At 34.1% G+C, this 26,901-nt stretch carries 32 protein-coding genes and 2 tRNA genes; 16 read left to right on the top strand and 18 right to left on the bottom strand.

All coding sequences use genetic code 11. From position 1 onward, the window contains the following. The first annotated feature begins 72 nt into the window (after window positions 1-72). Genes ACW9W4_RS01525 through trxA (ACW9W4_RS01535) form a run of 3 tightly spaced genes read left to right on the top strand, consistent with a single transcriptional unit; the run spans window position 73 to window position 3,457 of the window. On the top strand, window positions 73-2,817 hold the full coding sequence (locus ACW9W4_RS01525) for a fibronectin type III domain-containing protein (RefSeq protein WP_457760773.1): 2,745 nt from the start codon (window positions 73-75) through the stop codon (window positions 2,815-2,817). Window positions 2,818-2,864: 47 nt separating this feature from the next. After that, window positions 2,865-3,011, top strand: a complete 147-nt coding sequence (locus ACW9W4_RS01530; RefSeq protein ID WP_179362946.1) for a hypothetical protein — start codon at window positions 2,865-2,867, stop codon at window positions 3,009-3,011. A gap of 44 nt (window positions 3,012-3,055) precedes the next feature. Further along, window positions 3,056-3,457 (top strand): thioredoxin, encoded by a 402-nt coding sequence (gene trxA, locus ACW9W4_RS01535; protein WP_457760774.1) that lies wholly within the window; start codon window positions 3,056-3,058, stop codon window positions 3,455-3,457. On the opposite strand, the gene infB is transcribed toward trxA (ACW9W4_RS01535), so the two are convergent. From infB to glmM, 6 genes are all read right to left on the bottom strand, one after another. After that, window positions 3,454-5,235, bottom strand: a complete 1,782-nt coding sequence (gene infB, locus ACW9W4_RS01540) for a translation initiation factor IF-2 (protein ID WP_457760775.1) — start codon at window positions 5,233-5,235, stop codon at window positions 3,454-3,456. The genes trxA (ACW9W4_RS01535) and infB overlap by 4 nt on opposite strands. Window positions 5,236-5,241: 6 nt before the next feature. Further along, window positions 5,242-5,643, bottom strand: a complete 402-nt coding sequence (gene ndk, locus ACW9W4_RS01545; protein ID WP_457760776.1) for a nucleoside-diphosphate kinase — start codon at window positions 5,641-5,643, stop codon at window positions 5,242-5,244. A gap of 2 nt (window positions 5,644-5,645) precedes the next feature. Beyond that, window positions 5,646-5,846, bottom strand: a complete 201-nt coding sequence (locus tag ACW9W4_RS01550; protein WP_457760777.1) for a 50S ribosomal protein L24e — start codon at window positions 5,844-5,846, stop codon at window positions 5,646-5,648. 8 nt (window positions 5,847-5,854) lie between these two features. Further along, entirely contained in the window at window positions 5,855-6,067 is a 213-nt protein-coding gene (locus ACW9W4_RS01555; protein WP_179362942.1) for a 30S ribosomal protein S28e, read from the bottom strand. Continuing rightward, a complete protein-coding gene (rpl7ae, locus tag ACW9W4_RS01560) occupies window positions 6,064-6,450 on the bottom strand; it encodes a 50S ribosomal protein L7Ae (RefSeq protein ID WP_179362941.1) in 387 nt (128 codons plus the stop codon). The genes ACW9W4_RS01555 and rpl7ae overlap by 4 nt, the downstream gene beginning before the upstream one ends. A 62-nt stretch (window positions 6,451-6,512) precedes the next feature. Next, window positions 6,513-7,862: a phosphoglucosamine mutase gene (gene glmM, locus ACW9W4_RS01565; protein WP_457760778.1), complete on the bottom strand. Its 1,350-nt coding sequence runs from the start codon at window positions 7,860-7,862 to the stop codon at window positions 6,513-6,515. A 47-nt stretch (window positions 7,863-7,909) separates the two neighbouring features. On the opposite strand from glmM, the gene ACW9W4_RS01570 reads away from it, so the two are divergent. The 7 genes from ACW9W4_RS01570 to rpiA all read left to right on the top strand — a co-directional run bounded on the left by ACW9W4_RS01570 (window position 7,910) and on the right by rpiA (window position 11,754). Continuing rightward, window positions 7,910-7,997 (top strand) — tRNA-Leu (locus ACW9W4_RS01570). Window positions 7,998-8,048: 51 nt separating this feature from the next. Next, complete coding sequence (locus ACW9W4_RS01575; RefSeq protein WP_457760779.1) at window positions 8,049-8,891, top strand: formyltetrahydrofolate deformylase; 843 nt, start codon at window positions 8,049-8,051, stop codon at window positions 8,889-8,891. A 5-nt stretch (window positions 8,892-8,896) separates the two neighbouring features. Then, a complete protein-coding gene (locus ACW9W4_RS01580) occupies window positions 8,897-9,619 on the top strand; it encodes a creatininase family protein (RefSeq protein WP_457760780.1) in 723 nt (240 codons plus the stop codon). A gap of 58 nt (window positions 9,620-9,677) precedes the next feature. Beyond that, window positions 9,678-9,914 carry an LSm family protein gene (locus ACW9W4_RS01585; protein ID WP_457760781.1) on the top strand — a complete coding sequence of 79 codons (237 nt, stop codon included), beginning with the start codon at window positions 9,678-9,680 and terminating at the stop codon, window positions 9,912-9,914. Between the two features lie 10 nt (window positions 9,915-9,924). Beyond that, complete coding sequence (locus ACW9W4_RS01590) at window positions 9,925-10,092, top strand: 50S ribosomal protein L37e (RefSeq protein WP_008297772.1); 168 nt, start codon at window positions 9,925-9,927, stop codon at window positions 10,090-10,092. Continuing rightward, window positions 10,093-11,079 carry a hypothetical protein gene (locus ACW9W4_RS01595; protein ID WP_457760782.1) on the top strand — a complete coding sequence of 329 codons (987 nt, stop codon included), beginning with the start codon at window positions 10,093-10,095 and terminating at the stop codon, window positions 11,077-11,079. Further along, window positions 11,080-11,754, top strand: a complete 675-nt coding sequence (gene rpiA / locus ACW9W4_RS01600) for a ribose-5-phosphate isomerase RpiA (protein WP_457760783.1) — start codon at window positions 11,080-11,082, stop codon at window positions 11,752-11,754. Between the two features lie 3 nt (window positions 11,755-11,757). Here the strand turns inward: rpiA and ACW9W4_RS01605 are convergent, their stop codons facing one another. Further along, window positions 11,758-12,651: a hypothetical protein gene (locus tag ACW9W4_RS01605; protein WP_457760784.1), complete on the bottom strand. Its 894-nt coding sequence runs from the start codon at window positions 12,649-12,651 to the stop codon at window positions 11,758-11,760. A gap of 61 nt (window positions 12,652-12,712) precedes the next feature. Beyond that, window positions 12,713-14,116, bottom strand: a complete 1,404-nt coding sequence (locus tag ACW9W4_RS01610; protein ID WP_457760785.1) for a dihydroorotase — start codon at window positions 14,114-14,116, stop codon at window positions 12,713-12,715. A gap of 75 nt (window positions 14,117-14,191) precedes the next feature. Between ACW9W4_RS01610 and ACW9W4_RS01615 the strand changes: the two genes are divergently transcribed. Beyond that, window positions 14,192-14,263 (top strand) — tRNA-Ala (locus tag ACW9W4_RS01615). 972 nt (window positions 14,264-15,235) lie between these two features. After that, on the top strand, window positions 15,236-15,592 hold the full coding sequence (locus tag ACW9W4_RS01620) for a zinc-ribbon domain-containing protein (RefSeq protein ID WP_457760786.1): 357 nt from the start codon (window positions 15,236-15,238) through the stop codon (window positions 15,590-15,592). A 26-nt stretch (window positions 15,593-15,618) separates the two neighbouring features. On the opposite strand, the gene ACW9W4_RS01625 is transcribed toward ACW9W4_RS01620, so the two are convergent. Both ACW9W4_RS01625 and trxA (ACW9W4_RS01630) read right to left on the bottom strand, forming a co-directional pair. Beyond that, window positions 15,619-16,152: a zinc ribbon domain-containing protein gene (locus ACW9W4_RS01625; RefSeq protein WP_457760787.1), complete on the bottom strand. Its 534-nt coding sequence runs from the start codon at window positions 16,150-16,152 to the stop codon at window positions 15,619-15,621. Window positions 16,153-16,219: 67 nt separating this feature from the next. After that, a complete protein-coding gene (gene trxA, locus ACW9W4_RS01630; RefSeq protein ID WP_179362930.1) occupies window positions 16,220-16,546 on the bottom strand; it encodes a thioredoxin in 327 nt (108 codons plus the stop codon). Between the two features lie 115 nt (window positions 16,547-16,661). On the opposite strand from trxA (ACW9W4_RS01630), the gene ACW9W4_RS01635 reads away from it, so the two are divergent. From ACW9W4_RS01635 to ACW9W4_RS01645, 3 genes are all read left to right on the top strand, one after another. Further along, entirely contained in the window at window positions 16,662-17,396 is a 735-nt protein-coding gene (locus tag ACW9W4_RS01635) for a PRC-barrel domain-containing protein (protein ID WP_457760788.1), read from the top strand. A 41-nt stretch (window positions 17,397-17,437) separates the two neighbouring features. After that, the gene (locus ACW9W4_RS01640) at window positions 17,438-18,202 is read left to right on the top strand and encodes a signal peptidase I (RefSeq protein WP_457760789.1); all 765 of its coding nucleotides are present in this window, start codon (window positions 17,438-17,440) and stop codon (window positions 18,200-18,202) included. A gap of 173 nt (window positions 18,203-18,375) precedes the next feature. Further along, on the top strand, window positions 18,376-19,227 hold the full coding sequence (locus tag ACW9W4_RS01645) for a CFI-box-CTERM domain-containing protein (protein WP_457760790.1): 852 nt from the start codon (window positions 18,376-18,378) through the stop codon (window positions 19,225-19,227). Here the strand turns inward: ACW9W4_RS01645 and ACW9W4_RS01650 are convergent. From ACW9W4_RS01650 to ACW9W4_RS01680, 7 genes are all read right to left on the bottom strand, one after another. Then, on the bottom strand, window positions 19,224-20,135 hold the full coding sequence (locus tag ACW9W4_RS01650) for a lysyl oxidase family protein (protein ID WP_457760791.1): 912 nt from the start codon (window positions 20,133-20,135) through the stop codon (window positions 19,224-19,226). The two genes, ACW9W4_RS01645 and ACW9W4_RS01650, sit on opposite strands and share 4 nt — an antisense overlap. Before the next feature lie 124 nt (window positions 20,136-20,259). Next, window positions 20,260-21,786, bottom strand: coding sequence for a 4-hydroxyphenylacetate 3-hydroxylase family protein (locus ACW9W4_RS01655; protein WP_457760792.1), 1,527 nt, complete (start codon window positions 21,784-21,786; stop codon window positions 20,260-20,262). Window positions 21,787-21,859: 73 nt separating this feature from the next. Further along, the gene (locus ACW9W4_RS01660; protein WP_457760793.1) at window positions 21,860-23,956 is read right to left on the bottom strand and encodes a 4-hydroxybutyrate--CoA ligase; all 2,097 of its coding nucleotides are present in this window, start codon (window positions 23,954-23,956) and stop codon (window positions 21,860-21,862) included. A gap of 63 nt (window positions 23,957-24,019) precedes the next feature. Next, window positions 24,020-24,376, bottom strand: a complete 357-nt coding sequence (locus tag ACW9W4_RS01665) for a reverse transcriptase-like protein (RefSeq protein WP_457760794.1) — start codon at window positions 24,374-24,376, stop codon at window positions 24,020-24,022. Continuing rightward, the gene (locus ACW9W4_RS01670) at window positions 24,366-24,809 is read right to left on the bottom strand and encodes a hypothetical protein (RefSeq protein ID WP_457760795.1); all 444 of its coding nucleotides are present in this window, start codon (window positions 24,807-24,809) and stop codon (window positions 24,366-24,368) included. Before ACW9W4_RS01670 ends, ACW9W4_RS01665 begins: the two co-directional genes overlap by 11 nt. A 35-nt stretch (window positions 24,810-24,844) precedes the next feature. Further along, window positions 24,845-25,129 carry a hypothetical protein gene (locus ACW9W4_RS01675; RefSeq protein WP_457760796.1) on the bottom strand — a complete coding sequence of 95 codons (285 nt, stop codon included), beginning with the start codon at window positions 25,127-25,129 and terminating at the stop codon, window positions 24,845-24,847. A gap of 25 nt (window positions 25,130-25,154) precedes the next feature. Beyond that, window positions 25,155-25,457 (bottom strand): ArsR/SmtB family transcription factor, encoded by a 303-nt coding sequence (locus tag ACW9W4_RS01680; RefSeq protein WP_457760797.1) that lies wholly within the window; start codon window positions 25,455-25,457, stop codon window positions 25,155-25,157. 101 nt (window positions 25,458-25,558) lie between these two features. On the opposite strand from ACW9W4_RS01680, the gene ACW9W4_RS01685 reads away from it, so the two are divergent. Beyond that, window positions 25,559-26,440 (top strand): radical SAM protein, encoded by an 882-nt coding sequence (locus ACW9W4_RS01685; RefSeq protein ID WP_457760798.1) that lies wholly within the window; start codon window positions 25,559-25,561, stop codon window positions 26,438-26,440. Here ACW9W4_RS01685 and ACW9W4_RS01690 read toward each other — a convergent pair. Beyond that, on the bottom strand, window positions 26,437-26,889 hold the full coding sequence (locus ACW9W4_RS01690) for a hypothetical protein (protein ID WP_457760799.1): 453 nt from the start codon (window positions 26,887-26,889) through the stop codon (window positions 26,437-26,439). The genes ACW9W4_RS01685 and ACW9W4_RS01690 overlap by 4 nt on opposite strands. Between the last annotated feature and the right edge of the window lie 12 nt (window positions 26,890-26,901).

A 26,901-nucleotide genomic window follows, 5' to 3' on the forward strand; every position in this document is an offset into this window, starting at 1 on the left:
TCACAATTGATCAAATAGGTAGTGAAATTTATTATCTGATTTATTAAATTTGAATCTAGGTGATAGTTGTAATTGAAAAATAAAATAATTCTAGGTCTTTTACTCACATTTTGCTTTATGTCCCTACAAATGGCATATGCAGAGCCTGAATTTTCTTTCAAATTTGGTACAACTGGGACAGATGATGATGAATTTGACAATCCAACAGATGTGATATTGGATATGAATGGAGATAAAATCTATGTTGTAGATAGTAACAACGATAGAATTAGTGTTTTTGAAGATGATGGAGATTTTGATTTTGAATATGGTACATTTTGTAACATTTCATCAATTAATGATTGTAATGACAATGCAGATGGAGCTGATGATGATGGGGATGGTCAATTTAACAACCCACTTGCAATAGCCCGTGATGCCTTGGGAAAATTTTTTGTTGTAGATTCAAGTAATGAAAGAGTTCAAATCTTTGATGATGATGGAGAGTTTCAGTTAAAGTTTGGCTCATCAGATAGTGGTCTAGATGAATACCTTGGTTCTGCCAAAGGAGTTGCAATACAAGAATCTACAAATGAAATCCTAGTTTCTAGTACAGATACAGATTCAATTTCTGTATTTGATGACGATGGTAACTTTATGTTTGAGTTTGATTCTTTTGATGGAAATGATGATTTTCAAAATCCAACATTTATGATAATTGATAATTCTCAACAGATGTTGTATGTGTCAGACTCTGGCAACGACAGAATTGTAGTCTTTGAACTAGTTACCGGCACTACTTGTCCAAACGGAACAGATGAAGCAGTTGATGGTGTTTGTTTTGTAAAAGAATTTGGAACTCCTGGAACAGATGAGGGAGAATTTGATGATCCTGGAGGACTTGCATATGACTCTGCAGATAACTTGCTCTATGTTGCAGATTCAGATAACAACAGAATTCAGATTTTCGAGATAGTAGATGGTGATACCTGTCCATCAAACACAGAGGAAGTAGTTGATGGTGTTTGTTTTGTTGAAGAATTTGGTTCCTCAGGAACAGGAAATGGTAATTTTGATACGCCTTTGGGAATAGCACTTGATACAACAAATGATCTGTTGTTTGTTGCAGATTCAGATAATGACAGAATCCAAGTTTTTAATCTTGATTCAGGTCCTGCAGTCTTACTTCCAGACAAACCTAATAATCTTAAAGCAAACCCAGTGTCTCCAACTTCAATAATCATTTCATGGAATGAGCCTGTAATGAATGACAAAATTCCAGATATAACAGGTTACAAAATTGAGTATAAGATTGGTTCAGAAGATTACATCACAGCAGTAGAGAATTCTGGCAGTACATCAACATCATTTATTCACAAAGGATTAGACTCTAGTGACACATACTATTATCGAGTTTATTCAATAAATTCAGCAGGTACTAGTGATTCAACATCTAGCGTTTCAGCAAAACCTCAACATACAACCACACCAACTGCATTAACAGCTTCTGCAATTTCACCTAGTCAAATCAAACTTTCTTGGCTACCACCATCTGAAACATTTGGACAATCAATAAGCGGGTATGAAATTAAACGAGAAATAATTCCAGGAGTATATGATCCAATAGGAAATACAAATGCTGGAACAACATCATTTATTGTATCAAATTTAGCAACTGACAAAGAATACACATTTGCAGTAAGTGCAAATATTGGATTTGGTCAAACAGGTGAATCACCAACAGCTTCTGCTACACCACGAGATGATTCTACTGACACTACAAAAGAGCCAATAACATCAACTGCAGTTGATGTATCAATTCCATCACCACCAATAAAATTAACTGCAACAATTGTTTCATCATCTCAGATTAATCTAGCATGGAGTGCACCAGTAGAGGATGGTAATTCCCCAATTATTGGTTACAAAATTGAAGTAAAGAAAGATGGAGGTTCATACACAACACTAGTTGCAGATACAGAAAGTACAACTAAAACATATTCTCACAAGAATCTTTCAATAAATTCCAAGTATACATACAGAGTTTCAGCAATTAATGATGCAGGGACAAGTAGCCCATCAAATGAGTTTACAGCAACTCCAAAATCAACTAATATACAAATCAGTCCACTAGGTAAATTGAACATAGATGAAGGTAAATTACTCTTATTTACAGTCAAATTAGTAGATAATTCAGTTACAAATGTTGTATTTAGTTTAGCAAATAATCCACCTAGTGGAGCCAAAATCATTTCAAACACAGGTATCTTTTCATGGACACCATCTAGTTCTGATGGAGGAAAAACATACACATTTGATGTTATTGTAAAAAAAGATGGACTATCAGACAGTGAAGCATTAACTATTACTGTCAATGATGTACTCGGTACATCAACAACAGATCCAGAACCAACAACAGATCCAGAAGAACTAGGAATTGCATCATTTGTAGATGAGACTAAAGATCCACAGAGTTATGTTGATAGATACAATAAAGAGGCAACTTACAAGGAATGGTTTGATGAAAACTTTGCAGAATACGATTCAATTTACCAAGCAGTAGGACTAGAAGAACCATTACAAATTCCAGCATCATTTGTCGATGAGACTAAAGATCCACAGAGTTATGTTGATAGATACAATAATGAAGCAACTTACAAGGAATGGTTTGATGAAAACTTTGCAGAATACGATTCAATTTACCAAGCAGTAGGACTAGAAGAACCAATTGTTAAAGAGAAAAAGTTTGGAATGTGTGGTCCTGGAACAAAATTAATTGATGGAATTTGCACAATTGTGGAAAAACCTACAGTAAAACCTTGGTGGCAATTTTGGTAAAAAAAATAAAAGCTAAGTTTTAATCACAATACTTTTTTCAATAAACAATGGGCAAACTAGCAAGAAATCTTAGAATTTGTGGAGAATGTGGGATTGCATATACTTCTGTTAGTTTTACAAAATATATTGATCAGTGCCCAATTTGTAAATCTCGAAGATTTGAAGCAATTCCAATAAAAACAGAAGACGATTAGTTTTTCAACATAGATTTTTTAGTAGAACCGAATTTTCAATAATATTGTCTGAAGACCCCGAAATAGCAAAAATTATGCAAAAAAAGATGGAAGAGATGCTCAAACCAAAACCAGAGCCTAAAATCGAGCCTGGAATTATCGATTTGAATGATTCTAATTTTGACCAGATAATATCTGCTGAAAATCCAACGTTGGTTGATTTTTGGGCAGAATGGTGTGGTCCATGCAAATCAATGCATCCAATTTTTGAGAGCCTATCAAAAACATATCCGAATGTAAAATTTGCAAGAGTTAACGTTGATAATAATCAAAACATCTCAATGAAATATGCAGTACAGTCAATTCCTACATTTATCATGTTCAAGTCTGGACAAATTGTAGATAAGATGATGGGAGCAGTTGGTGCTCCTGGAATCCATATGATTTGTAAAAAACACTCTAGCTAGTAACCGTATACGGGTTCTATTTCTCTTTGAATCCTGACAATATCATTAAACACTTCTTGTTCTTTAGAACTTAGTTTGTGCATGAATTTTTTTAAAATTTGTTTTGCCTCATGTGATGGTGGAAATGTATAGTATACTTCTTCTTCAAAAATTTGTCTTCCAATTGTGACATCTTTTACAGAACATGCAACCTCATCTCCTGTTTTTGCAGTAGATACTGTTTTTTTATCTAGTTGTAGTTGATGAATATATCCAACCTTATGTCCTTTCATGTTCATAAACGGAATTTTATGTTTTAGATTTCCAACATCTACACGTACACCAAAAACTGCAGGATTATTGTTTCTAAACACCATTCCTTTCATAAATGAGAATTTTGATATCGGTGTCAACTCTGCAAACATTGCATCTTCTTCGTTGGCAGAATCTTCTTCTACCCAAGCGTTATAGTTGTCAATTAAACTGTAAATTACTTTGTCCTCAAATAGTTTGATGTGGCTTGTTTCTGATTCATCTTGGGCATCTTCTAATAATTTAACATTAAATGCCAAAACAACACCTAGATGTCTATCTTTTTCTTTGATGGCTTTGGCTTCAATTACATCTCTTCTTGTTACAGGACCAATGTCAGCTTTTGCGACAGGGACTTGGGACCTCTTTAACATCTCGATTATAGCTTCAAGTGATCCTATAGTATCGCATTTTAGAATAACTCCATTAGTTTCAGTATCAACAAATACAGATTTCATCTCAGACTCTATGAGTTTAGCATACTTTGCAATCTCCTCATCATTTGATGCAACATAAAGAGTACTTCCGGGTAAAACACCCTCTAAATCAGGGGATGCAATTTTGAATCCAGCTGCTGCTTCTACTTGAGGGACAGGTTTGAATTTGTCACGAGGATCACGCATCTCATCAAGAGGTTTTGGTAAAAGCAACGCTTTAGGTTTTGTAACAATTACGCCATCACGTTTTGCAACAACAATGCTGTTTTCTTTTTTAATAATACCATCAATGAGTATTACATTTGCAGTTTGGCCCAAACCAACTTCATCTTTAACTTCTAGAATAATACCACGCGGTTCTTTTTCATCTTGATTGAGTCTTTTTTGGAGATATTGTTGAGTCAAACCAACTAAAACACTAAGTAATTCAGGAATACCAACTCCAGAACGAGCAGAGATTGGAACTATAGCAATTTCTGATTTAAAATCATCTACACGGTAAAATGCTTCTGATTTGTATCCCAAAATAGACAGAGTTCCCACAACATCATACACTTTTTGATCCAAATCAGATTGAATTGACGCATCTTGTTCTTTGATTGCTTGTGAAATGAATTTAGTTTCAGACTTTCGCCATCCAGAAATTTGATCACATTTGTTTAGTGCAACAACAAATGGAACTTTTCTACTTTGTAAAATTTTCAGACTTTCATTTGTTTGTGGTTGAAATCCACGATTAACATCAACTACAAGTATTGCAATATCAGCAGCAGACCCACCTCTTGAACGAAGATTTGTAAACACTTCGTGTCCTGGTGTATCAATTACTAGAAGACCTGGAACTTTATTTTCTGATTGTTCTAGTTTTTTGTATAGAGGACCACACATTTCTTTGATAGTCTCAGTTGGAAGAAAACTCGCACCAATATGTTGAGTAATTCCACCTGCTTCTCTACCTTGAACACCTGTTCCACGAATTCTATCTAAAAGAGATGTTTTTCCAGAGTCTACATGACCAAGAACTGCCACTATGGGCTGACGAATATGCAAATCAGATCACTCAAATGCTACCCTCGATTCATGATCAAAGCTTTCTTGTGAATCAGATGCGTGAATAATATTCTCACTAAATCCTAATCCAAAGTCACCTCTAATAGAACCAGGTTCTGCTTCAAATGACTTTGTTGCACCAATCATAATTCTTGTAGTTGCAATTGCATTGTTTCCTTCAATAATAGCAGCTACAACAGGTCCTGATGTGATAAATGATGTTAACTCACCAAAGAATGGTTTGTCTTTGTGAACGCCATAGAAATTTTCAGCCTGTGATTGAGTAAATGTAAACATCTTTAGTTTCAAAAGTTTGAATCCTTTTTTTTCAAATCTTGTTACAACCTCACCAACTAGATTTCTAGATACTGCATCCGGCTTTACAATGAATAAAGATTGTTCAGTCAATTCTACTTCTTTCTAATTCCGCCTTTGACGTATTTTTTTGTCCACTTTAGTTTTCGTGGATCACGTTTTAGGACTAGTGCATTCTTTTTACATTTTGAAGAACAGAACCATAAAACAGTTCCATCATTTTTAGCAAGCATAGTACCAGATCCTTTTGCAACTGGTCTATCACAGAAATTACATGGTTTAACTAAAAGACTCATCTTAACACCTAATGAATTTTCTTTGCTTCTCTCTCGGTTTCTCTTAGCATTAGAATTTCTCCCATTCTAACAGAACCTTTAACGTTTCTTGTAAGAATTCTACCTTTATCCTTACCAGTAAGAACTTTAACTCTAACTTGAATTACTTCACCAGCAATACCGGTTCTACCAACAATTTGAATAATTTCAGATTGAACTACTTCTTCAGCGTTTTGACTCATTCTTCAGTCTTACCGCCTTTAATTTTAGCGATGGATGATACAACTTGGTCTACAATGTGTTGTGCATCACCTGCATCCAAAATTGCTGCAGCGGCAGAAGTAATATCAATACCTAATGATTTGCCTAATTCCTCTTTGCTTGGTACAAATGCATATGCTGCACCTTGTTCCTCACATAGAATTGGAAGATGGGCTACTACCTCTGGAGGTTCAACATCTTCAGCGATTACAATTAGTTTGCTAGTTCCACGTTCAATTGCCTTAGTTGCTTCGTTTGTTCCTTTCTTGACTTTACCGCTAGTAGATGCTACTCTTACAGCTTCCAAGATTGGACTAACGAGGTCTTCTGGCGTCTCAAATTTAACATAATATGATTTTCCCATACTTCGTCACCCTAGGGGTTCATTCTCCATTCTATCCATCGATGAGTTTGGTTTTAAAAGTGTTATCTGGAAATTATTGAGCTTACTTTTTCAAGGTATTCAGACATTAATGCATCCAATTTCTCCTGACTTTCAGATTCGGCATAGATTCTAACAATAGGTTCTGTTCCACTTGGTCTAATCATTACCCAGTTTTTAGAATCAAGGGTAATTTTGATGCCATCAGAAATATCAGAATTAGGAAACTCCTCGTTAAGTGATGAAATTAGTTTTGGGATTTTTTCAGCAGAACACGGTATTTTATCTTTAGTAGTAAAAGAGGGGGGCAAACTTGCAATTTCTTCATTAAGAGGTTTTCCAGATGTTGCCAACAGGTCAAGCATCAAAGCCAATGTCATACATCCATCTCTTACCTGATTATGTTTACCATACATGAAACCACCATTCTCTTCAAATCCTATCAATGCACCAGTTGGAACCATTTTTCTTGAAACCTCTACACTACCTACTTTGGTTCGAATTACTTTAGAATCAAACTTTTCAGCTAACACTTCAATGTTAGAACCAGAATTCAAACAAGTTATAACTAGAGAGTTTGGATTTTTCTTTAGAATATGTTGTGTAAGAACTAGTGCAGACTTGTCACCTGTTAGAATTTCTCCATTGTTATCACAAAAAATACTTCTATCGCCATCACCATCAAAAGCTATTCCTACATCTGCATTATTTTCTCGTACTATTTTTGAAAGTTCAGAAAGATTTTGTGGTGTAGGTTCTGATCCACGTCCTGGAAATGTACCATCAATTTTTTGGTTAACAAGGAATGTTTCACAATCAAGTAATTCACAAAAATTGGGAGCTGATACTGCTTGTGCACCATTGCCTAAATCTAAAACAACTTTGAAATGTTTTGATTCTATTAGTTTAGAATCAACATGAGAAATAATTCCTTTAAGATATGCTTCAATTGCTCTATTTTCTGTTCCTGTAACTCCCCATTTAGCAGGTTTCTCCAACCACTTTTTTTGCAAGTAAATATCTTCAATTATTAATTCATCTTCACGTGAAATCTCAACTCCATCACTTGCACATGGTTTGATTCCATTGTATTGAGCGGGATTGTGTGATGCTGTAATCATTAATCCTCCAGAATATCCTAAACTCTTTACTGCAAATTCTAGACACGGTGTTGGAACAATTCCTGTAACATTACAATCAATTCCAATAGAATTAAGAGCAGAACTAACTACTTTAGATATAACAGGACTTGATTCTCGTCCATCATATCCTATCAATACAGGTCCTTTTCCAAAGTATGTACCAATTGCAAGTGTCATATCGTGAACAAATTCTAATGTAAAATCTTCATCAAAGACTCCGCGAATTCCATTAGTTCCAAAAAATTTCGCCATAATACTATGCAATAATAGATAAATTTGTGTTTAATGGCAAATCCGTTGCGGGAGTCGCCCAGCCTGGTCAAAGGCGTAGGGCTTAGGACCCTATATCTTAGGATTTCGTGGGTTCAAATCCCACCTCCCGCACCATCTAGATTTCTGTGAATGATTAATAATGAGAAAATATTCAGCAAACAAGTCATGAAAAAAACAGTAGTAGGGATTACAGTAGTAGGTAAAGACAGAGAGGGAATTGTAGCTACATTTACAAATTTTGCATTTTCTAAAGGTGGAAACATTGAGAAAGTGAATCAAAATGTAATCAAAGGTCTTTTTGGTATGTATCTAGAGGTATCATTTTCAAAAGTAGTTGATGTAAAGAAATTTGATTCAGACATTCAAGGTATTGCTAAAAAAGAAGAAATGGATGTTAGTACTCACCATGAAACAAATTCACAGAAAAATATTGCAGTTTTAGTGACCAAAGAACCACTTTGTCTTCAAACAATTCTTGCAAATGTAAAATCACTCAAAGGAAAAATTTCAGTAATTATTGGAACTGAAAAAACATTAGAGCCTCTAGCAAAAAAAGCAAAAATCCCATTTGTTTTAGTGGAAGACAAAATACAAGACAAGGCCGAAGATAAAATTATTCAAATATGTAAAAAGTATGATATTGATTTAATTTCACTTGCAAGATACATGAGAATTCTAAGTCCCAACTTTGTTTGGAGATATCCAGATAGAATAATTAACATTCATCCATCATTACTACCAGCATTTCCAGGAGCTTCAGCATATGCGCAAGCTTTTGAAAGAGGTACAAAGATTGTAGGTGTTACATCCCACTATGTAACGGAGAACTTGGACCAAGGACCAATTATATTTCAAGACTCTTTCAAAGTTGATCCAAATGATACATTAGAAGAAATGAAAACTAAAGGACAAAAACTAGAGGCAGATACTTTACTAAAAGCAATGAAAATGCATTTAGAAAACAAGCTTGAAGTTCGCTGGAGAAAGGTTCACATCAAATCTAAGTGAATTAAATGGTAGATATCAAATCACAGTTTGATCCTAATTTAAGAAAATCAATTTCAAACAAAAAACAAGTAGCAGTTATCCCAGTAGGCTCAATTGAGCAACACGGACCACATTTACCAGTATCAACTGATTCAGATATTGTAACTGAAGTTGCAAAAAAGATCTCAGAAAAATATGGATATCTATTACTACCCACACTAAACTATGGAGTTTCATATGAGCATGCACCATTTTTTAATCTGAGTGTAAGAGAATCAACTCTACAAACTATTCTAACTGATTTGTGCACATCACTATTATCAAATAACATCAAAGCTGTTTTCATAATTAATGGTCATCACGGAAATCTAAAACCAATAAAAAATCTAGATGTCAAACTAAAGAAAATTACAAAAAATAAACTCAAAGTATTCCCACTCTCATACTGGCATTTTATGGAAAGAGAGTTTGACCATGCAGGATTTGTCGAAACATCACTAATGCTGGCAATTTCAAAAAATGTCAAAATGAGCTTGGCAAAAAAAGGTCTAGATACAGAAGGAATGACAAAGCAAGAAATCATTAAACTTGGAAAACTAGCAAATCAATCATTTCCCAAAGCTACCAAAAATGGGATTTGGGGTGATCCTAGAAAAGCTACAAAGAGAGACGGACAAGTAATTTTAGCTGAAATCGTTAAAAATCTCGGAAAAAAGTGTCAAACTTGCCTTACTGGGCGGAGCTCATAGTTTCACCAATGGAAATTTAATATAACGCCTCGATATCCATGTCAATAAGTGATTATTGATGTCCGTTGATATGGCAGTAAAAGTATTGGATGAGAGCATCAGTCAAGTTGTACTGATAAAACTCAAAGGAAACAAGACCATTAGAGGTACTCTTTTAGGTTTTGACCAACACATGAACCTGCTACTCGATTCTTCAGAGGAAATTCCTGCTGAAGGCGATTCTAAAAGCCTCGGAAGCATTGTGGTAAGAGGAGATAATGTAGTAATGATTTCCCCTCCACCAGCACAAAATTAGGTGATTTGCAATGACTAAAGGCACAACTTCTATGGGTGGTTTTACAAAGAAGAAAGTTCACATTAGATGTAGAAGATGTGGTAAAAACTCACTTCACAAACGTCACCACCAATGTGCAAGTTGTGGATTCCCAGAGGCTAAACGAAGAAAGTATTCTTGGATTAAATGGTATACTTAGATGCAAGAAATTGTATTAATTCTTAGTTCATTAGCAGGTGTTGCTACAGCCGCTGCTGTACGTAAAATGCCAAGAGACAAAAATCAATTACTTAGTCTCGGTGCCAGTTCTCACATCAAAAGTCAAATCAGTTCATTAAAAATTGAAAAAGATATTCTAACTAAAACAATTTCAAGATTATACCAAGCAGAATCAGAATTTTCTAAAATTCAAAAAGACAAATTATTACTAAAATATCAACACCAATTAGGAATCGTACTAGCTAAACTTGAGAAACTTGAGCAAGCAAGTCACCATCCTGACTTGGGTCCAGTTGGCGACGGTTTGATCACATTGATGGATCAAAAACTATCAAAATTAGATGATAGATTGTATGAATTATCATCAAAGATGGTAAGTAGTAAAGTTGAAGCACCAAAGGTAGAAAAACCTGAAGTAAAACAAGAAACAAAACAAAAGATGTCCAATGTATTCAACTTTGATAAACCAAAAGAAAGCAAAATGGATCCTATTGTAATTCCTCCAAGAAAATCAAGACAATCATTTGAATTAACAACTCTAACAAACATTTCAAGAGGAGAACCAAAATTCCCTCAATTTGAAAACAATCTAACACAAGATGTAAAACCAATGCCTCAGCCAAGGGTTATTCCAGCTGAAGTTATTCCAAAGGAAGTTATTCCAACAGAAGTGATCAAACCAAAAGATGAAATCGTTCAAGATATCATCCAACAAAAACCAAAAGTTGAAGATAAAATTGAAATTATACAGTCAGTAGCACCAAAACCAGAGATTAACCTTGGAACTAAACCAGACCTGAACAAAGAAGTTGCCAAGATTACAGAGCATAAAGCACTTCCAGAGCCAATTAAATCAAAACCAGTTACATCAGATGATGACTTTGATGATGATGCAGATGATTTAGATAAAATCAAAGGCGATATCATGAGAGTATTATCAAAACTGGATCAAGTAGAGGTAGAGTAATTGACTTATGATGATGCCATCAAGGCATTATCAAGTGACGCATTAAAATTTGTTAAAGATGATTATGTTATTGGATTAGGAAGTGGACGAGCAGCTACTTCACTTGTAAAATCACTTTCAAAGTTCATCAAACTAAAAGACTACAACATACGAGGAGTTCCAACTTCATTGCAGATCAAATTAATTGCAGAAAAAGTAGGCATTCCACTATTAGAAGCTGATCAGGTAGAACATATCGATGTTGTATTTGATGGTGCAGATCAAATTGATTCACAAAAGTATGTAATCAAAGGTGGAGGAGGTGCATTATTGAGAGAGAATATCTTGTTTAGTCTTGCAAAAAAAGTCATAGTCATGGCAGACAAGACAAAATTTGTAAAGAATTTTACGAGGACTGTTCCAGTTGAAATTCATCCATTAGCAAGAAACTCTGTAATTCAATCAATTAAAAAATTAGGAGGGAATGCACAAATTCGTTCTCTTGACAGAGGGTATCCATTCTTTACAGAAAATGGAAACATAATTTTGGATTGTGATTTTGGAACAATAAAAAATCCCAGAATGCTAACTCAGAAAATAAAGCAAACAGCAGGAGTTTTAGAGTCAGGAATATTTTTGAGAAAGCCAGATGTAATTTACAAAGCTAAAGAAAACGGTAAATTCGATATTTTATAGAAATTAATGCTCTTGTGGTGGATTTTCATGTCTAATTGAATTCATGAAATCTTTATGTTGTAACATTAATTCAATCATTTCTTCTCGTAAATCTTCATCATCCATTACAGCATTAAGAATAGGCTCCATCATCTGATTAGACATCATAGCCATATGAGAAGGATCTTCAAGCATTAAGGAATGCATGTCTTTAGTCATTTCAGAATTGATCCACACATGATGAATCATATCCATCATTCTGTTAGAACCAGACATCATCATTCCATGAGATTTCATAGAATTATGTTCATAATGAGGACACCAGGTACATCCTGATTGATGCATTTCTTGTCCCATTCCAGAATCCATCATGGGTTGATGTATTGAATCCATCCATATTGAATCTAATTTTAGATGAGTCTCCATCTGAGGATGAATCTTCATTGTATGAATCATTTTTTTACGTAATTCAGGATCACTAGCCAGTGGAGATAACATATTTTTGAGTAATTCAGGATTATTTTTCATTTGTAAAACCCAATCATCCAAAGTCTCCATCATCATAGTGGGATCGTTTTGCATCATTTCATGCCAATGGGACATTAATTTTTCATTTGAAGCCATGTTGTTCATTAAAGTATTCATCATTTCTGGTTTTTTGTTCATTAATGATTGATCGTATACACCATATCCTCTATCAATTAATTTTAGATATGTGGATGGCATCACACATGCAGGATCACCATTGCTTTTTTGGATCAATAAATTTCCAGATTTACAAGTTAACATGTCTACATCTGTAAATTTTTTCCATTGTTGATGAACAGACATTTGTTGTGCAAAAGAATTCTCAAAGAGTAAAGGACTAACTGCAATTGTTAAAATCATAACAAATAGAAATACAAACTGTAAATTCAATAAGAAGAATTATCTTTTTGTACTTAAAAAGCAATCGTAAAAAATCAAATTTGTGAATTTGTTATTTTGAAAACAAGTTAATTTTTCTATCAACTAGTTTACCATGACCAAGTTTTCCAATCACTTCAAAGTTCTCAGCAACTAATTCACCTCTAACCATTGTTTTAACAGGCCATCCAGTTAGATTTCTTCCCTCATATACAATATAATCAGAAAATCCTCCAAACAAATCCGAAGTAACAGTTTTATCTTTTTTCAAATCAATCATTGTTATATCAGCATCAGAATCTTTCTCAAGAGTTCCTTTGTGTGGATACATTCCAAAAATTTGAGCAGCATTTTGGCTAGTAAATCTAACAAACTGTTCTAATGATATTTTCTTTTGATTTACTCCATCATTGAGTAAAATAGGAATTACCGTGCCTATTCCAGGGAATCCTGCAAGTGCACCCCAGACATCATCACCACCCAGTTTGAGTTTGAGTTGATTTGCAACGTGATCAGTACCTATTGTATCAATTTGATTATTAGATAATGCATTCCATACAGCTTTTCTATCATTCTCTGTTCTAATAGGAGGCATTACCTTTGCAAGATAGCCAGATTGTTTTTCATAAGAGAGTGTCAAGTAATGAGGACAGGTTTCAACAAAAATTTTAGTTCCAAGTTTTTTTTCTTCTTCAATTTGTTTTAGTGCACGTTCTGAACCAATATGAACAAAATAAATCACACAATCATAGTCTCGTCCAAACTTTGATACAGTTTTGATTGCTTTAGCTTCAAATTCTGGAGAACGACTAGAAGACCAAGCTGATAATCCATCTTGGTTTTTTTCTTTTGCAGTTTTAATTCCACATCCACATGACTCATAGTCTTCAGCATGAACAAGTACAGGGCAGCCAAGCTCAGCTGCTGCTTTTACTGTTTGTTCAACTATTTCATCAGTAACATTTACTTCAGCTGCAACAAGATTAGGAGAATTTGGCGGCATATCCATGTACACATGACCCACTTCACCACCAAGATTCATGTAAATTTTAAAAGAAGTAATTCCTTTTTCAATACAATAATTCATCTCGTTGATTTGTTGTGGTGTAAAAATTGAAGCATGTATTGCATAGTCAACATAATGGTTTTGAGATGCTGCATCAAGTTGGTCTTGTAAAGAATTTGTAAATGGATCACCTAGTCGAAGCATTCTCATCATAGTAGTAATTCCACCAATTGCTGCAGCATGAGATTCAGTTTTTGCTGCCTCGTTAATTGGTGAATATACGCCATAATGAACATGAGTGTCAATAGGTCCTGGAATTGAAACTAGTCCTGCACCATTAATTTTATGATCACATGCAGGCATATCAGTTGTAAATCCAACAATTTTTCCCTCATCTATGAGAATATTTTTCTCAACCATACCATTTGGGAGGATAACATGTGAGTCAGTGATTATAGTATCATACGTCATCTGAAAATTTTACGAAATGCAGGCTATTATGCGTTGAGAAAATGAATAAAAGAACAACACAAAAGGGTATTCTGAGGGCCGGTGGTTTAGGAGTATAATGCCTCGTTCGCAACGAGGATGTCGAGGGTGCGATTCCCTCCCGGTCCACTTTTCCAGAAGTTTACGAATCGTGATTATTGATTTTAAAATCATTTTATGATAATTAATGTTGGTCAATACAAAATCAAAAAAAATATAGTGTGGTCATAATAATTTCATAGCTATTTATCCACAAACATAGTGTTAAAAAATTTGAGAATACAAAAAAGATTAGCGACAATCAGTAAAACAGCATCCCCACGTTTTGTTCGTCGACAACTTGGGTATGATGTTTTAGGTATCTAAATTCAAGGTGTTGATTCCATCAAAATATTCATCAAACAAATCAGGGTATTGATAGAACATTCAAGATCTGTTGTTTTTCGATTTGAGTTTTTTACTTAAGATAAACAATAAAATTGAAACGCCTACAACAAATAATATCTGACTTCCAATCATTACAATAGATGCAATTTCACAGGGCGGATATGATTTAGTATAAACCCCGTACCCTAACGTCAAATTAAAATCACAATGATCATGGATTTCTGAATACACAAATAAAAATCCATCAATACTAAAAATGATAAAAACAATACCAACAATAAGTAAACTAATAATTTTATTTTGAAAGATGAATTGTTCTTTCACACAATCTATATGAATAACTTACATAAATTATTTCCAAGAGTATTTTAAAAGAAAAAAAGAGAGAGGGTTAGTCTAACCCAAGTGTGTAAATTATTTTGTGAGTTCATATTTTTCATTTTAATGGGCATGTAATAATAAAAAATGGTAATTCTAGAAAAGTGTGTGCTCACATAGAAAATGCTTACGAAATGGATTCCTAAAAATGAAGTTATAGGCACGTGTAATGAAGTGGAAAAGCGTGAGAATGAAATATTTCATGAATGTTCCTAAATGAAACCATTTTGCTAAAGCCACGCTAAACATCACGCTTTACGTCACGTTTTGTGCCTACAAGACACCAAAAAAGAGTTTCCAGAAACTATTATACATAAATGAAAAATACTGTTTTTCATGGAAGTTTTTGACGGCAAAAAAGCTGCACAAGATTACATGTCAAAGCACACATTAGCATTCTCAACTCCAGAATTAACGCTAATGAGATTTGCATTCTGGTTAGGAGATTCTGTACCAGATCCAAAGAATAAAGAAAAAGGAATTCCAAGAATGATGACATATTTGATAGAACAAGACTTTGAACCAGTCTTAATTGATGATGAGACATATGTTCCATCAGGTGCAGTAAAAAGTTCAGCAAATGTTGGAAATGCATTTAATGAACAAATTCCAGATGGAAACTTTTGTTCTGAATGCGGTAACAGTCTATCAGCTACTGCAAAGTTCTGTCCTGAATGCGGAACAACACAATAAGAAAATAGTTTTTTAATTTAGTAATTTTATGCTTTAGCGCCACACTTTGTACAAAACTTTGCGTTTTCTCTAAGTGCTGCACCACATGAAGAACATCCATTTCCACCTTGTGGCGAAATAGTTTGTCTTGGCATCAATGCAGGATCAGGTGTTGGTAAAGTTCCAGGATCTCCAAATGCTTCTTGTGCAGAAACAATTCCTGGAGGCCCTCTACCTACTGGATTTTCAGCAGTTCCTGATCTTGGTGGTTGCCCCATTCCTCCTGCCATCATTCCAGGTTGTCCCATTCCAGGCATCAATCCAGGAGATTGTGTACTTCCAGAACCAGAACCAACTGATTTTTTTAATTCAAAGATCACTTTGATAGCTAGAAATTCTAATGCAGAATACGCTACTGTATAATCACCTAATTTTTGAAAGAATTCTTTGTCACTGAGTTGACCTTTCTTGTACATGTTGTTTGTATCTAGAAATGATTCATAGTATCCTTGGGATTCATCAAACAAATTCTGTAGTTTGTCAAAGAGCATGTTGAGAGTATCTACTTCACCAAATGACATAATCTCAGTTAATTTTTGGAATATTAATTACTTTAGGATCAAAAAAGAGGAAAAAACGTGTTTGAATTTATGCAAGTGCTCTATCAATCATACTTTGGTATGATTCTTTAGATGCAGCACCAACTTGCTGACTAACTATTTCTCCTTTGTTAAGGAGGATTAAAGTTGGAATACTAAATACATTGTATTTTGATGCCAGTTCATTGGCCTCATCAACGTTAACCTTGACAAATTTTACTTTGCCATCATAGTCAGCTGCCAGTTCTTCAACTACTGGACCTACCATTCTACATGGACCACACCATTCGGCCCAAAAGTCTACAAATACAGGAATGTCAGAATTTATCACATCGACTTCCCATGATTTTGCATCTGAAATTTGTGTTACAGCCATTCTAAGATTAATTTATTGCACGTACCTAAAAACGTTCACCAGAATTAACACCATATTTTTTGTTGGAAAATTAATTTTGATATATACTTAAATGACGTTTTGCTAAATCTCAGTTATGAGTTCTGAACTTAGACTTAAAAAATTAAGAGGATCTGGAGGCTATGTTATGGCTACCGTTACTGATGAACAACAGATGAAAGGGAATCTAGGCGGGCCTGATCTATTTTTAGCACCAATAGGAAGACTAGATGCGGATAAAATTACTAAACATTTTTGCAATACTTGTGAGAAAGAATTTGAAGGTCCTCCAAAAATTGAGTTTGAGAATCCAAATGAAGAAGTTGCAGAAAATTTAATTCTTGCAGAACGAGGTCAATACATTTGTAATTCATGTAATGCATCAATTGCAGAATATAGAGACTTTAAGAAACAAGATGAAGCAGGCGAAGTCGGAGTTGCAAAACCCATAGAACCTCAAGTTCAAAGTACACAACCAGAAACAAAACAACAAGTTGTAGAACCTCCAGCAACCCCAGAACCAACAGTAACACAACCAGGTTCAGCTACTTCAGTTACATCTATTGAAGGAAAACCTGTCTTTGATGAGAATGCAAACAAGTTAGGAACTGCAAAGCAAGTTGGAATTGACTCAACACAATCTATGGTTTTAGTAATTACTAAAGAAGATGGAACAGAAGGAAGTATTCCATGGAACAGTATTAAAAAAATTGGCGAAGTAGTTCTTTTAGGAAAACCTGAAGTTGTAACTCAACCAGGAAAATGTTCTAACTGTGGATTTGCAAACAAGGAAGGCTCCAAATTCTGTGAAGACTGCGGTAACAAAATCTGATAACTAGTAACTTAATCAATGACACTAAGGCGATAATGTAATTGGCAAAAAGATCAATCCCTAAAGGAGTAGTAAAAGACATCATAATTGTCGCAGTAGGGGTTTTAGTAATTTGGATTGGTCTACAAGTAGCATTTGGAACACAAAATCCATTCTATGTTGTTGCAAGTGGAAGTATGATTCCAGTTTTAGAAGTATATGATGTATTGATAGTTTCAGGTCATGTACCTTTTGAAGAAATTGAGGTAGGCGATATCATTGTGTTTAATCGGCCATCAGATCACAATAGAGTGATTGTTCACAGAGTAGCGTCAATTGTGGAAGACGATCCTAAAACAATTAGAACTAAAGGAGATGCAAATCCGGCATCAATTCCAGGGACTGACTTTCCAATCACAGATGAAGAATATATTGGAAAAGTAGCACATACTTTACCTCAAGTAGGATACATCACACAATTACTAAAGCCACCAATCAACTATGTCATAATTGCAATAGTTGTTGGAATTATGGTAGTAAAGCAATTTGTAAAGAAGAAAAATGAAAAGGGACTATCACTTACAGATCCTCTAGATTCAGTAAATCCAGATACAATAGAGGAACTATCAGATATTGATAAAATTGAAAAAGATTCTGAATATTCTGAACATGTAGACAGTACTGATGAGATTGAAGAATTAGACGATACAGATAAACCAGAAAATCAAACGAAAACAGAAGAAATTGATGAAAAATTTGAAGGGATTGAAGATTCTATTGACGATAAAATAGAATCAAAAGAAGATCCAAAGAAGAAAGAGTTTTGATTTAGTAAATTTTCAGGCAAACAGGTTCACATATGCCCCGTATGACAAGAGCAATAGATCGTCCTGCTTGCTTGGTAGTATACTTACGTCAAATTTACTAAAAAAGGATCCTCATGAATTATTTGTTTCAAGAGTAGAATCACTTATCAAGTAGCAGAAAAGAAATTGCCTAATTGAAATATTTACTTGTTTTTTCAATAATTTTTGTAATTAGTTCTGCATACGCACAAACTCCATTTCGTGATACTGCAGGCTTGACATTGAATGGAATCGAATGGTGTGAAGAGAATTATCAGCTGTACTATTACATGGGAAATGGTTTTTTTGAGCATCATCAACATTCTATAGAATCTAGACTGTGTGGCAATTTGTACAATGATGATTTGTGGTTGTATTCAGAGCCAGACAGATATCAAAAATTGATTGAACAAAGCAGAATTTATTATAATTTAGAGATTCAAGAAAGTTCTAAAGAAGCAGAAGAAGGAAAAATAGATACAAAATCTGTAAACATTAAAGAAATTCCACAAGAACTTGCTCAACAACAAAAAGAATTAGAAAAATTAATTGTAGATGAATCAGTAGAAGAATCAAATGAAAATGATATTGAAATAGAAATTGCTGAAGAAAAACAGATGAATGATTCAGAAGGCGGTGGTTGCCTGATTGCAACGGCTGCATATGGTTCTGAAATGGCACCACAAGTTCAATTGTTAAGAGAAATCAGAGACAATCAATTGATGAGCACTGATTCAGGAATATTATTTATGACTGGATTCAATGAGTTCTACTATTCATTCTCACCACATATCGCAAACATGGAAAGAGAAAGTCCTATTTTCAAAGAAATGGTAAAAATTGGAATCACTCCATTGCTATCAACCCTATCTGTAATGTCATATGCAGAGACAGACTCTGAGGTACTAGGGTATGGAATAGGTGTGATTTTGATGAATTTGGGAATGTATGTAGCTGCACCAGCAATGCTGGTACATCAAATAAAAAATAAAAGAAAAAAGAACTAGGAGTTCTTTGAAACGTCTCCACACATTCCAGGAGTTGAACCATCAGGGTTACATTCAGGAGCAAATGACCCCATTTCAGTAATCTTTCTGTTTCCATTTCCACTGTTATCTTGTGATAATTCAAATTTGATCCATGATTGATCGTTTTGATTACTTTCATCAACAAAGAAATCTTCTGGATTCCATGTGTGTGTTAAGAAGTATTCTCCATTTGGAAGACCTGTGATGTTTACTTCATTATCATCAGTTGATTGATGATATTGATCAATCCAACCAGGTTGAATTCCTTGGAATCCTACTTCACATTCCCAATACCATTTTTGAGATGTTGCTGGATTTCCACCGTCAATTTTGTAGACATCTGAAATACAGAATCCTACTTTAATTGCAGCTGCTTCATCACCACTTGGTAAAATGGCAATATCTCCAGGAATTTCATTTCCTTCAGTATCAAAAGCTACTTCTCTTACTGCAAATTCTCCAACACCATCAATGTGCCAATGGTTATGAGTATCATGAAATGTAAATTCTGTTACAATTTCATTCCATACAGGTGGAATTGAATGTCTAAATTCACCTTCTTCATTGTATAGGTTTTGGAATGCTTGTGTGACTGTACCTTCAACTGGATCTGGAACTTCAATTATTGGTTCAAATTCCAAACCACCAACACCAACATTTCCCCAAACATTTGTAAATCTTAGATATTCATCTTGTTGTTGATTATGAATATTCAGATGTTTTGGAACACCAGGTGAAATATCAGGAAGTATTGCATCTCCTGGAACGGGTTCAGTTGGTAAAAAGTCTGCACTTGCATTTATCATGAATGGTGTTGCAGACAATAATCCTATACCCAACAGGAGTGGTAAGATAGTACTTTTTCGTACTAGGTTTGCATATGTCATTATACAAAACAAGATTATTTAGTACTTAAACTCCTGTCAGTAAGAAGAATAACAAGCTGTTTTAAAATATTAAAAAAAGTTTTTCTTAATTTCATATAACATACAAATTAAATAATTTCTTTGATTAAAGAACAGAATCTTTGGTTTTGAATACTCGCTTAAAGTATTCAGATGGTTCTTTTGGCTCTACAATGTCATTTGTAATTCCTGCCAAATTTTTGGCCAAATTCTTTTTGTAACCTACTTGCATCTGTCTTTGGATTTGAATTCTTTGAGCCTGAGGTGAGCCTGCACCATGCATAGATTCTGTAAGATATCCTACGGCATTTCTACCCAAAGTCATATTTTCAATTAATCTTAAAATTCTCATTCTGTTTTCCACATCCACTCCCTTTCTTCCAACAAGATACTTTTTGAGTAGTGGTCCTGCTTCTGGATGTCTAAAGTCCTTCTCTGAAGGTAACGTAACCATCAATCCACCTGCAATATCTTGTGCCAGTCTACTAATTTCATATGGGAATCGAGTAACATTATGTTTACAAACCTGTGCAAGCATATCATCATTTAAGAAAACACCTGACTTCATCTTGTGTCCCTGGTGAGAAGATGCAATACCTGCAGCAAATATGGTTTCATTAAGATGAGTCATCTCAATAATTTTATCTTTAATATGAGAAACTTTTGGAATACCATTATAATCAGCAATTGTTGCTGCTGCACCGATCAACACATCTCCCAGACCTGTTTTGCATACATAACTACGTCTGTGATAACACGTGAATCTCTCTACAAGCATAGATGCGAATTCAAATTCACCGTTCATGAAAATTTTATCCCATGGAATAAACACATTATCTAAAATCATCAATGCTTCTTGTCCTCCAAACTTTGCATTACCATCATCAATGTCACCTTCCTCCATACTTCTTGTGTCACAAGATTGTCTACCGTAAATGTAAGTGACACCTTTAACATCTGCAGGAACTGCTCCAACAATTGCCCAGTCTTTATCATTTTCTGTTAGTCTGATTGTTGGCATTAAGATAATCCAGTGAGAGTTGATACAACCAGTCTGATGTGCTTTTGCACCTGAAACATAGACTCCATTTTCATCAGTTTTTACAATTCTTGTAAATAAATCAGGATCATCTTGTTCTGCAGGACCTTTACTTCTATCTCCTTTAGGATCAGTCATGGCACCGCCAATTACAAGGTTTTCTTGTTGTACCATTTTTACAAATTCTAAGAATCTTTTATGATAATCTGTTCCATGTTTTTCATCAATTTCAAATGTAGTAGAGTGTAAAGAGTTCAGGGCATCCATTCCAACACATCTTTGGAAGCATGTTCCAGTGTTTTGTCCAAGTTTTCTCTGCATTTTATTTTGTAAAACTAAATCTTCTGCACTTTCTGCAATGTGTAAAAATCGGTTAACTTTCAATCCAGTAATTGATGAATCAGCAGAAGCTAATGCTTCTTCACGAACTGCAAGATCATAAGTTTCTGCAACGGCATTAATTGATGGCCTAATCATTGGATGATCGACTGGTTCTTTGACTAATTCTCCAAAGAGGTAAATTTTGAGATCTCGTCCTCTAAGACTTTCAATGTAATCATCACCTGTTCTAATTGTCTTTAAGACATTAGCCATGCTACATTATTGATTTTTATCTTGTATAAATATTCTAAATCAATTCAGGTTAAACTCTAGGAATAAAGTGCGATCAGAGGCCAATTCTGACATCAAGAATTCTACATCCCTTTCCTTTCTCCATAACTAGAACAGGGTTCATGTCTAATTCTTTGATCTCTTTAAAGTCTGAGACTAATTGGGATAATCTCTGTATACACTCAGATAGCTTTGCAATATCAGATGGTTTTTCGCCTCTAACACCTTGTAGTAATTTTTGGGTCTTAATTGATGCAATCATGTCATCAGCTTCTAAATTAGTTACAGGGGCTAGTTTGAATGTCACATCTTTGAGAACTTCAACATAGATTCCCCCCATTCCAAGCATGATGACAGGACCAAATCCAGGTTCTAATTTTGAGCCTATGATGAGTTCTTTACCACCTTTTACCATCTCTACAATTAGTACGCCTTTAATCTCAGCTTTGCTGTTGTATTTTTTAGCATTTTTGATAATTGTTTTGTATGCTTCTTTAATTTCAGAATCATTTGTCAAGTTAACTTTAACACCACCTGCATCGGATTTGTGAATAATTTGCGGAGATGCAATCTTCATTACAACAGGATAACCAATCTTCTTTGCAATTTTTACTGCCTCTACTTCATTTTTAGCAAGTGCACTTTTTGGTAAAGGTAAACCATATGCTTTGAGAACTTCTTGTCCTTCTTCCTCTAAGAGATTTGGTCGCTTTTCTTTTTTTACTTTATCAAAAATTGCTTTTGCTTTAGCTTTGTTTACTTTGAATTTAGTAATTTTTCCATTTGGAGATTTAACCCAGTTTGAAAATTTAATCATTGCAGAAAGAGTTCTGATTGCACCTTCTGCATAATTATAATATGGAACATTACCCTTTGCTAAAATTTCTCTATTTGTAATTCCCTCATCTAATCCCATTAAACTTGCAAGCATTGTCTTTTTGTATTTTTTAGACATTGTAACAATTACTTCTGCTAGCTTATCATAGTCTAGTGTTCCAGATGGTGTGCACATTGAGATAACAGAACCAACTTTTGTATGGGTCAATACACGATCCAAAACATTATGGAATCGATTAAAATCAGCATCACCTACAATATCAACAGGATTTCTAGAGCTTCCCCAAGGTGGAATAACTGCATCAATTTTTTTTCTGACACTAGTAATGTCTGCCATCTTGATATTCAACTTTGAGCATGCATCTGTTGAGATAATTGCAGGACCTCCTGCATTTGAAACAATCACCAAGTCACCTCCTGCTGGAAGTGGTTGTTTTGAAAACGCTGTTGCATAATCAAAGAGCTCCTCCATTGTATCAACTCGAATAGCGCCTGATTGTTTGAGTAATGCATCATAGATTTCATCAGAGCCCATCAAAGCCCCAGTATGAGACATTGCAGCTTTTGCGCCTTCTGGACTACGTCCTGATTTTAGTACAAGAACAGGTTTTTTGAGTTTTTTAGTAATATTTTTACAAACTTTAAGGAATTCTTGGCCATCTCCCATGTCTTCAAGATACATTACAATAACTTCAGTTTGTTTGTGATTTGCAAGAATTTTTAAAATGTCAACTTCACTCATTACAGCTTTGTTACCAAGACTAACCACTGCAGAAAATCCAATTCCCTGAGCACTGGCATCTTCAACTAATGCTGCACATATTGCACCACTTTGTGATACGAGTGCAATTTTTCCAGACTTTGGTGTTACTTTAAGGAAAGTAGAATTCATCATTGTCTTTGGATCGAGATTCATGACACCAAGACAGTTAGGTCCAATGATTTGGATTTTGTATTTTTTAGCTATGTCTTTAATTTCTTGTTCTCGTTTAGCTCCTTCTTCATCAACTTCTTTGAAACCTGCTGTGATAATTATAACGCCTTTGACTTTTTTCTTTCCACATTCTTCTAACACAGGTGCAACCAATGTATTTTTGATTACAATAACTGCAAGATCAATTGGTTTTGGAACATCTAAAACGGATTTGTAGGCTTTTTTGTAAAATACTGTCTCTCTAGATGGACTAATTGGATAAACTGTTCCTTTGAAACCATTCATAATGTTTGATGTGATTGTAGCACCAACACTTCCTCTCTTATCAGATGCACCAATCACTGCAATAGATTTTGGTGATAAGATAACAGAATCTGCCATAATAAATTCAATCTGAGATTTTGTATAATAAAGTTATTCTTGAAAATTTCTGATCTCTAGTTTTTAGCTTCCCAGCATTTTTCCTGCCAAATTCTCTTTTCTTGGGACCCAAACAATAGATAAATTAGAAAATTTTCCAATTATCCCCCAAGATTCTCTAGCCAAATCTCTTAATGCTTCATTATTTATTGCAAATTCATGATTCAGTTGATTTACTGTATTCTTTGAATCACTGTAAATTGTAATTTCATCGCTTAAATCAACATACTTGTTCAATGCAGAAATTATTGCTAGATATTCAGCCTGATTGTTTGTCAGATCAGATTTTTTTTCATAAAAAGATTCCCCAGTCTCTTTAACAAAATACCCATATCCACTATTAGTTCCACCAGAACCATCAACGTAAATACTAATTCCCATCTTTATACAACCTTGTTATCTTTACAGTTAGATTTAGTACTATCATGTAAATAATTGTAGATATTCCTTGTGATACAATTGATGCTAAATAAGGATCATAGTTTATTGTCAGTAAATAATACTGTAATGCCCATCTAGCTACAGTATAAACAACTTCAGCAACTCCCAATGAAGTAATTAATTTTTTTAAATCTTGTTTAAGTTTTACAGTATCAGTTTTCCCAGATTCTAATCGATATTTTTTTCTGTTATCAAAGTAAAATAAGCTACTAAAAACTGAAAAATAAATCACATAATCTGCAATTGTAGTATAGGTAGTATTGAGAATATCATCTTGGTCAGATAAAACTTGAGCAATAACTGCCGAAATAATTATTGATGCTGCAAATGCTATGAGAATATTTTTGTTTAATTTTAGATATTCTTGTAACACATAATTGATTCTTTTTTGCTACAAATAAACTAAGATTAGTCCAAAGTAATTTTTAGAAATATTATCAATCCTGCAAGTTCTGCAATTCCCACTCCTAACATGTAAGGGAATATTTCATGTGAGAAAATCTCCTCCATTGAAAAATAAGCTAATGCACCAATGACATTATGTAAAAATAACATCCCTGCAACAACTATCATGCCTAACGGAAGTTGGGCTCTAGTATTACCATACATCTTTCCAAATATACAGATTAGAATTCCAAGTATGCCCATATTGGCAATTGAAACAATAGATAGCACTAGAGAAGTAGATTCCATTTAGTGTAAAACACCCCTAGAGCTTTTATTTACTTTTGTCCAATTTCCTTGCAATTTCTTCAAATGCCTCCATATTGACTTCAAGATAAGTTGAGATAAAATAGGTTACATTGTATTTTTCACCAACTTTGGTGATCATGTTATTTTTTTCTAATACTCGAATATGATGCTGAATAGCCTTGTAATCAAGACCCATCTCCTTTGCCAATTGATTTGTGTTAAACGGATTTTCCTTTAGTTTAGAAATTATTTTTAATCGATTTAGTCCTCCTCTAGAACCTGCAAATACAAACCACAAGAGTCTTTTTGCATCAGGATCATTGGCCATATGTTACAAAATTCCCCCTTATTTACTACTAAAAGGTATTCTGAGATAAGCAAAGTAGAAAGTATAAAAAACATAATCAGGCAATTTTGAGTGGATAAAAAATGATGTTAAATTATGATGCACCACTGTATAGACCACCATCAGAAGCTAGATCTTTAATCTTCCAAGTAACATTAGGATGTTCATTTAACGAATGCTCATTCTGTGATATGTACAGATCAAAAGAATATTCTGAAAGATCATGGGAAGATGTAAAAGCTGAAATTGATATGATGGCAGGTTATCAACCAGATACAAGGAGAGTGTTCCTTGCAGATGGTGACGCACTAAATCTTGATTCAGAATATATGATTAAAATTGTAAAATACATTAGAGAAAAATTTCAAAACATTGAAAGGATATCATGTTATGCAATGCCTATGAATATTCTAAAGAAAACATCTGATGAACTAAAGAAAATGAATGAAGCTGGGCTTGATATGTTCTATTTAGGAATTGAAAGTGGTTCAGATATAGTTCTAAAAAAAGTAACAAAAGGTGCCATTGCAAAAACAATTATCAAATCAGTGAACAAAGCAAAAGAAGCTGGATACGTAATGTCATGTATGGTAATTTTAGGACTGGGTGGAAAGAAATACTCAAAAGAGCATATCAAAGGTACTGCTGAAGTCATTAGTGCTTGTTCTCCTAATTATGTTGGTGCTTTAACTCTCTATTTAGAAAATGGAATTAAACAAGAATTTATTGACAAGTATGAAGGGGAATTTACCAAAATTGATGATGATGAATCATTAGAAGAACTATATGATTTGATAAATCAAATTGATACCAAACAAGAGATTGTTTTCAGAGTAAATCACGGTTCAAATGCATATACAGTAAAAGGAACATTTCCTAAAGACAAACAAGCAATGTTAGATAAAGTAGAATGGATGAAACAGCATCCAGAGACTGTACGCCCAGAAGGATTACGTGGATTCTAAATTAGATTTTTTGGATACATGTATACTACTTTGAAGATCATTACTGAATAATCACCATCAAAGATTTTGCTAGTTACACCGTTTTCAGATTTTAAAACTCTAAACTTGTACTCGTAATTACCATTTGAATTCACATCTGTCTGAGCAAAATGAACAGCATCATTTTCTTTGAATATTTGAATAATTACTGGATAACCTTCAACATGATTTGCAATCTTTCCCTCAACAAATGCCCAAGGTAAAGTATTATCTTCAGAAGAATGGAAAAATATTGTTGATTTTTCAAGTGCAATACTTCCACCAAGTGAAATAATTTCAGTTTGAGGTTCATGAGTATGGCCATTGATTAGAATTTGACCGGGATGTGGATGTGCAAAAGCAGAATCTATAGAAAACGTCAATAGAAATGTCAAAATCAAAAGACTAGAAAATAAAACAAGTTTGCTCATACTGGATTCAAG

The sequence above is a fragment of the Candidatus Nitrosopumilus sp. bin_7KS genome, assembly GCF_054095835.1.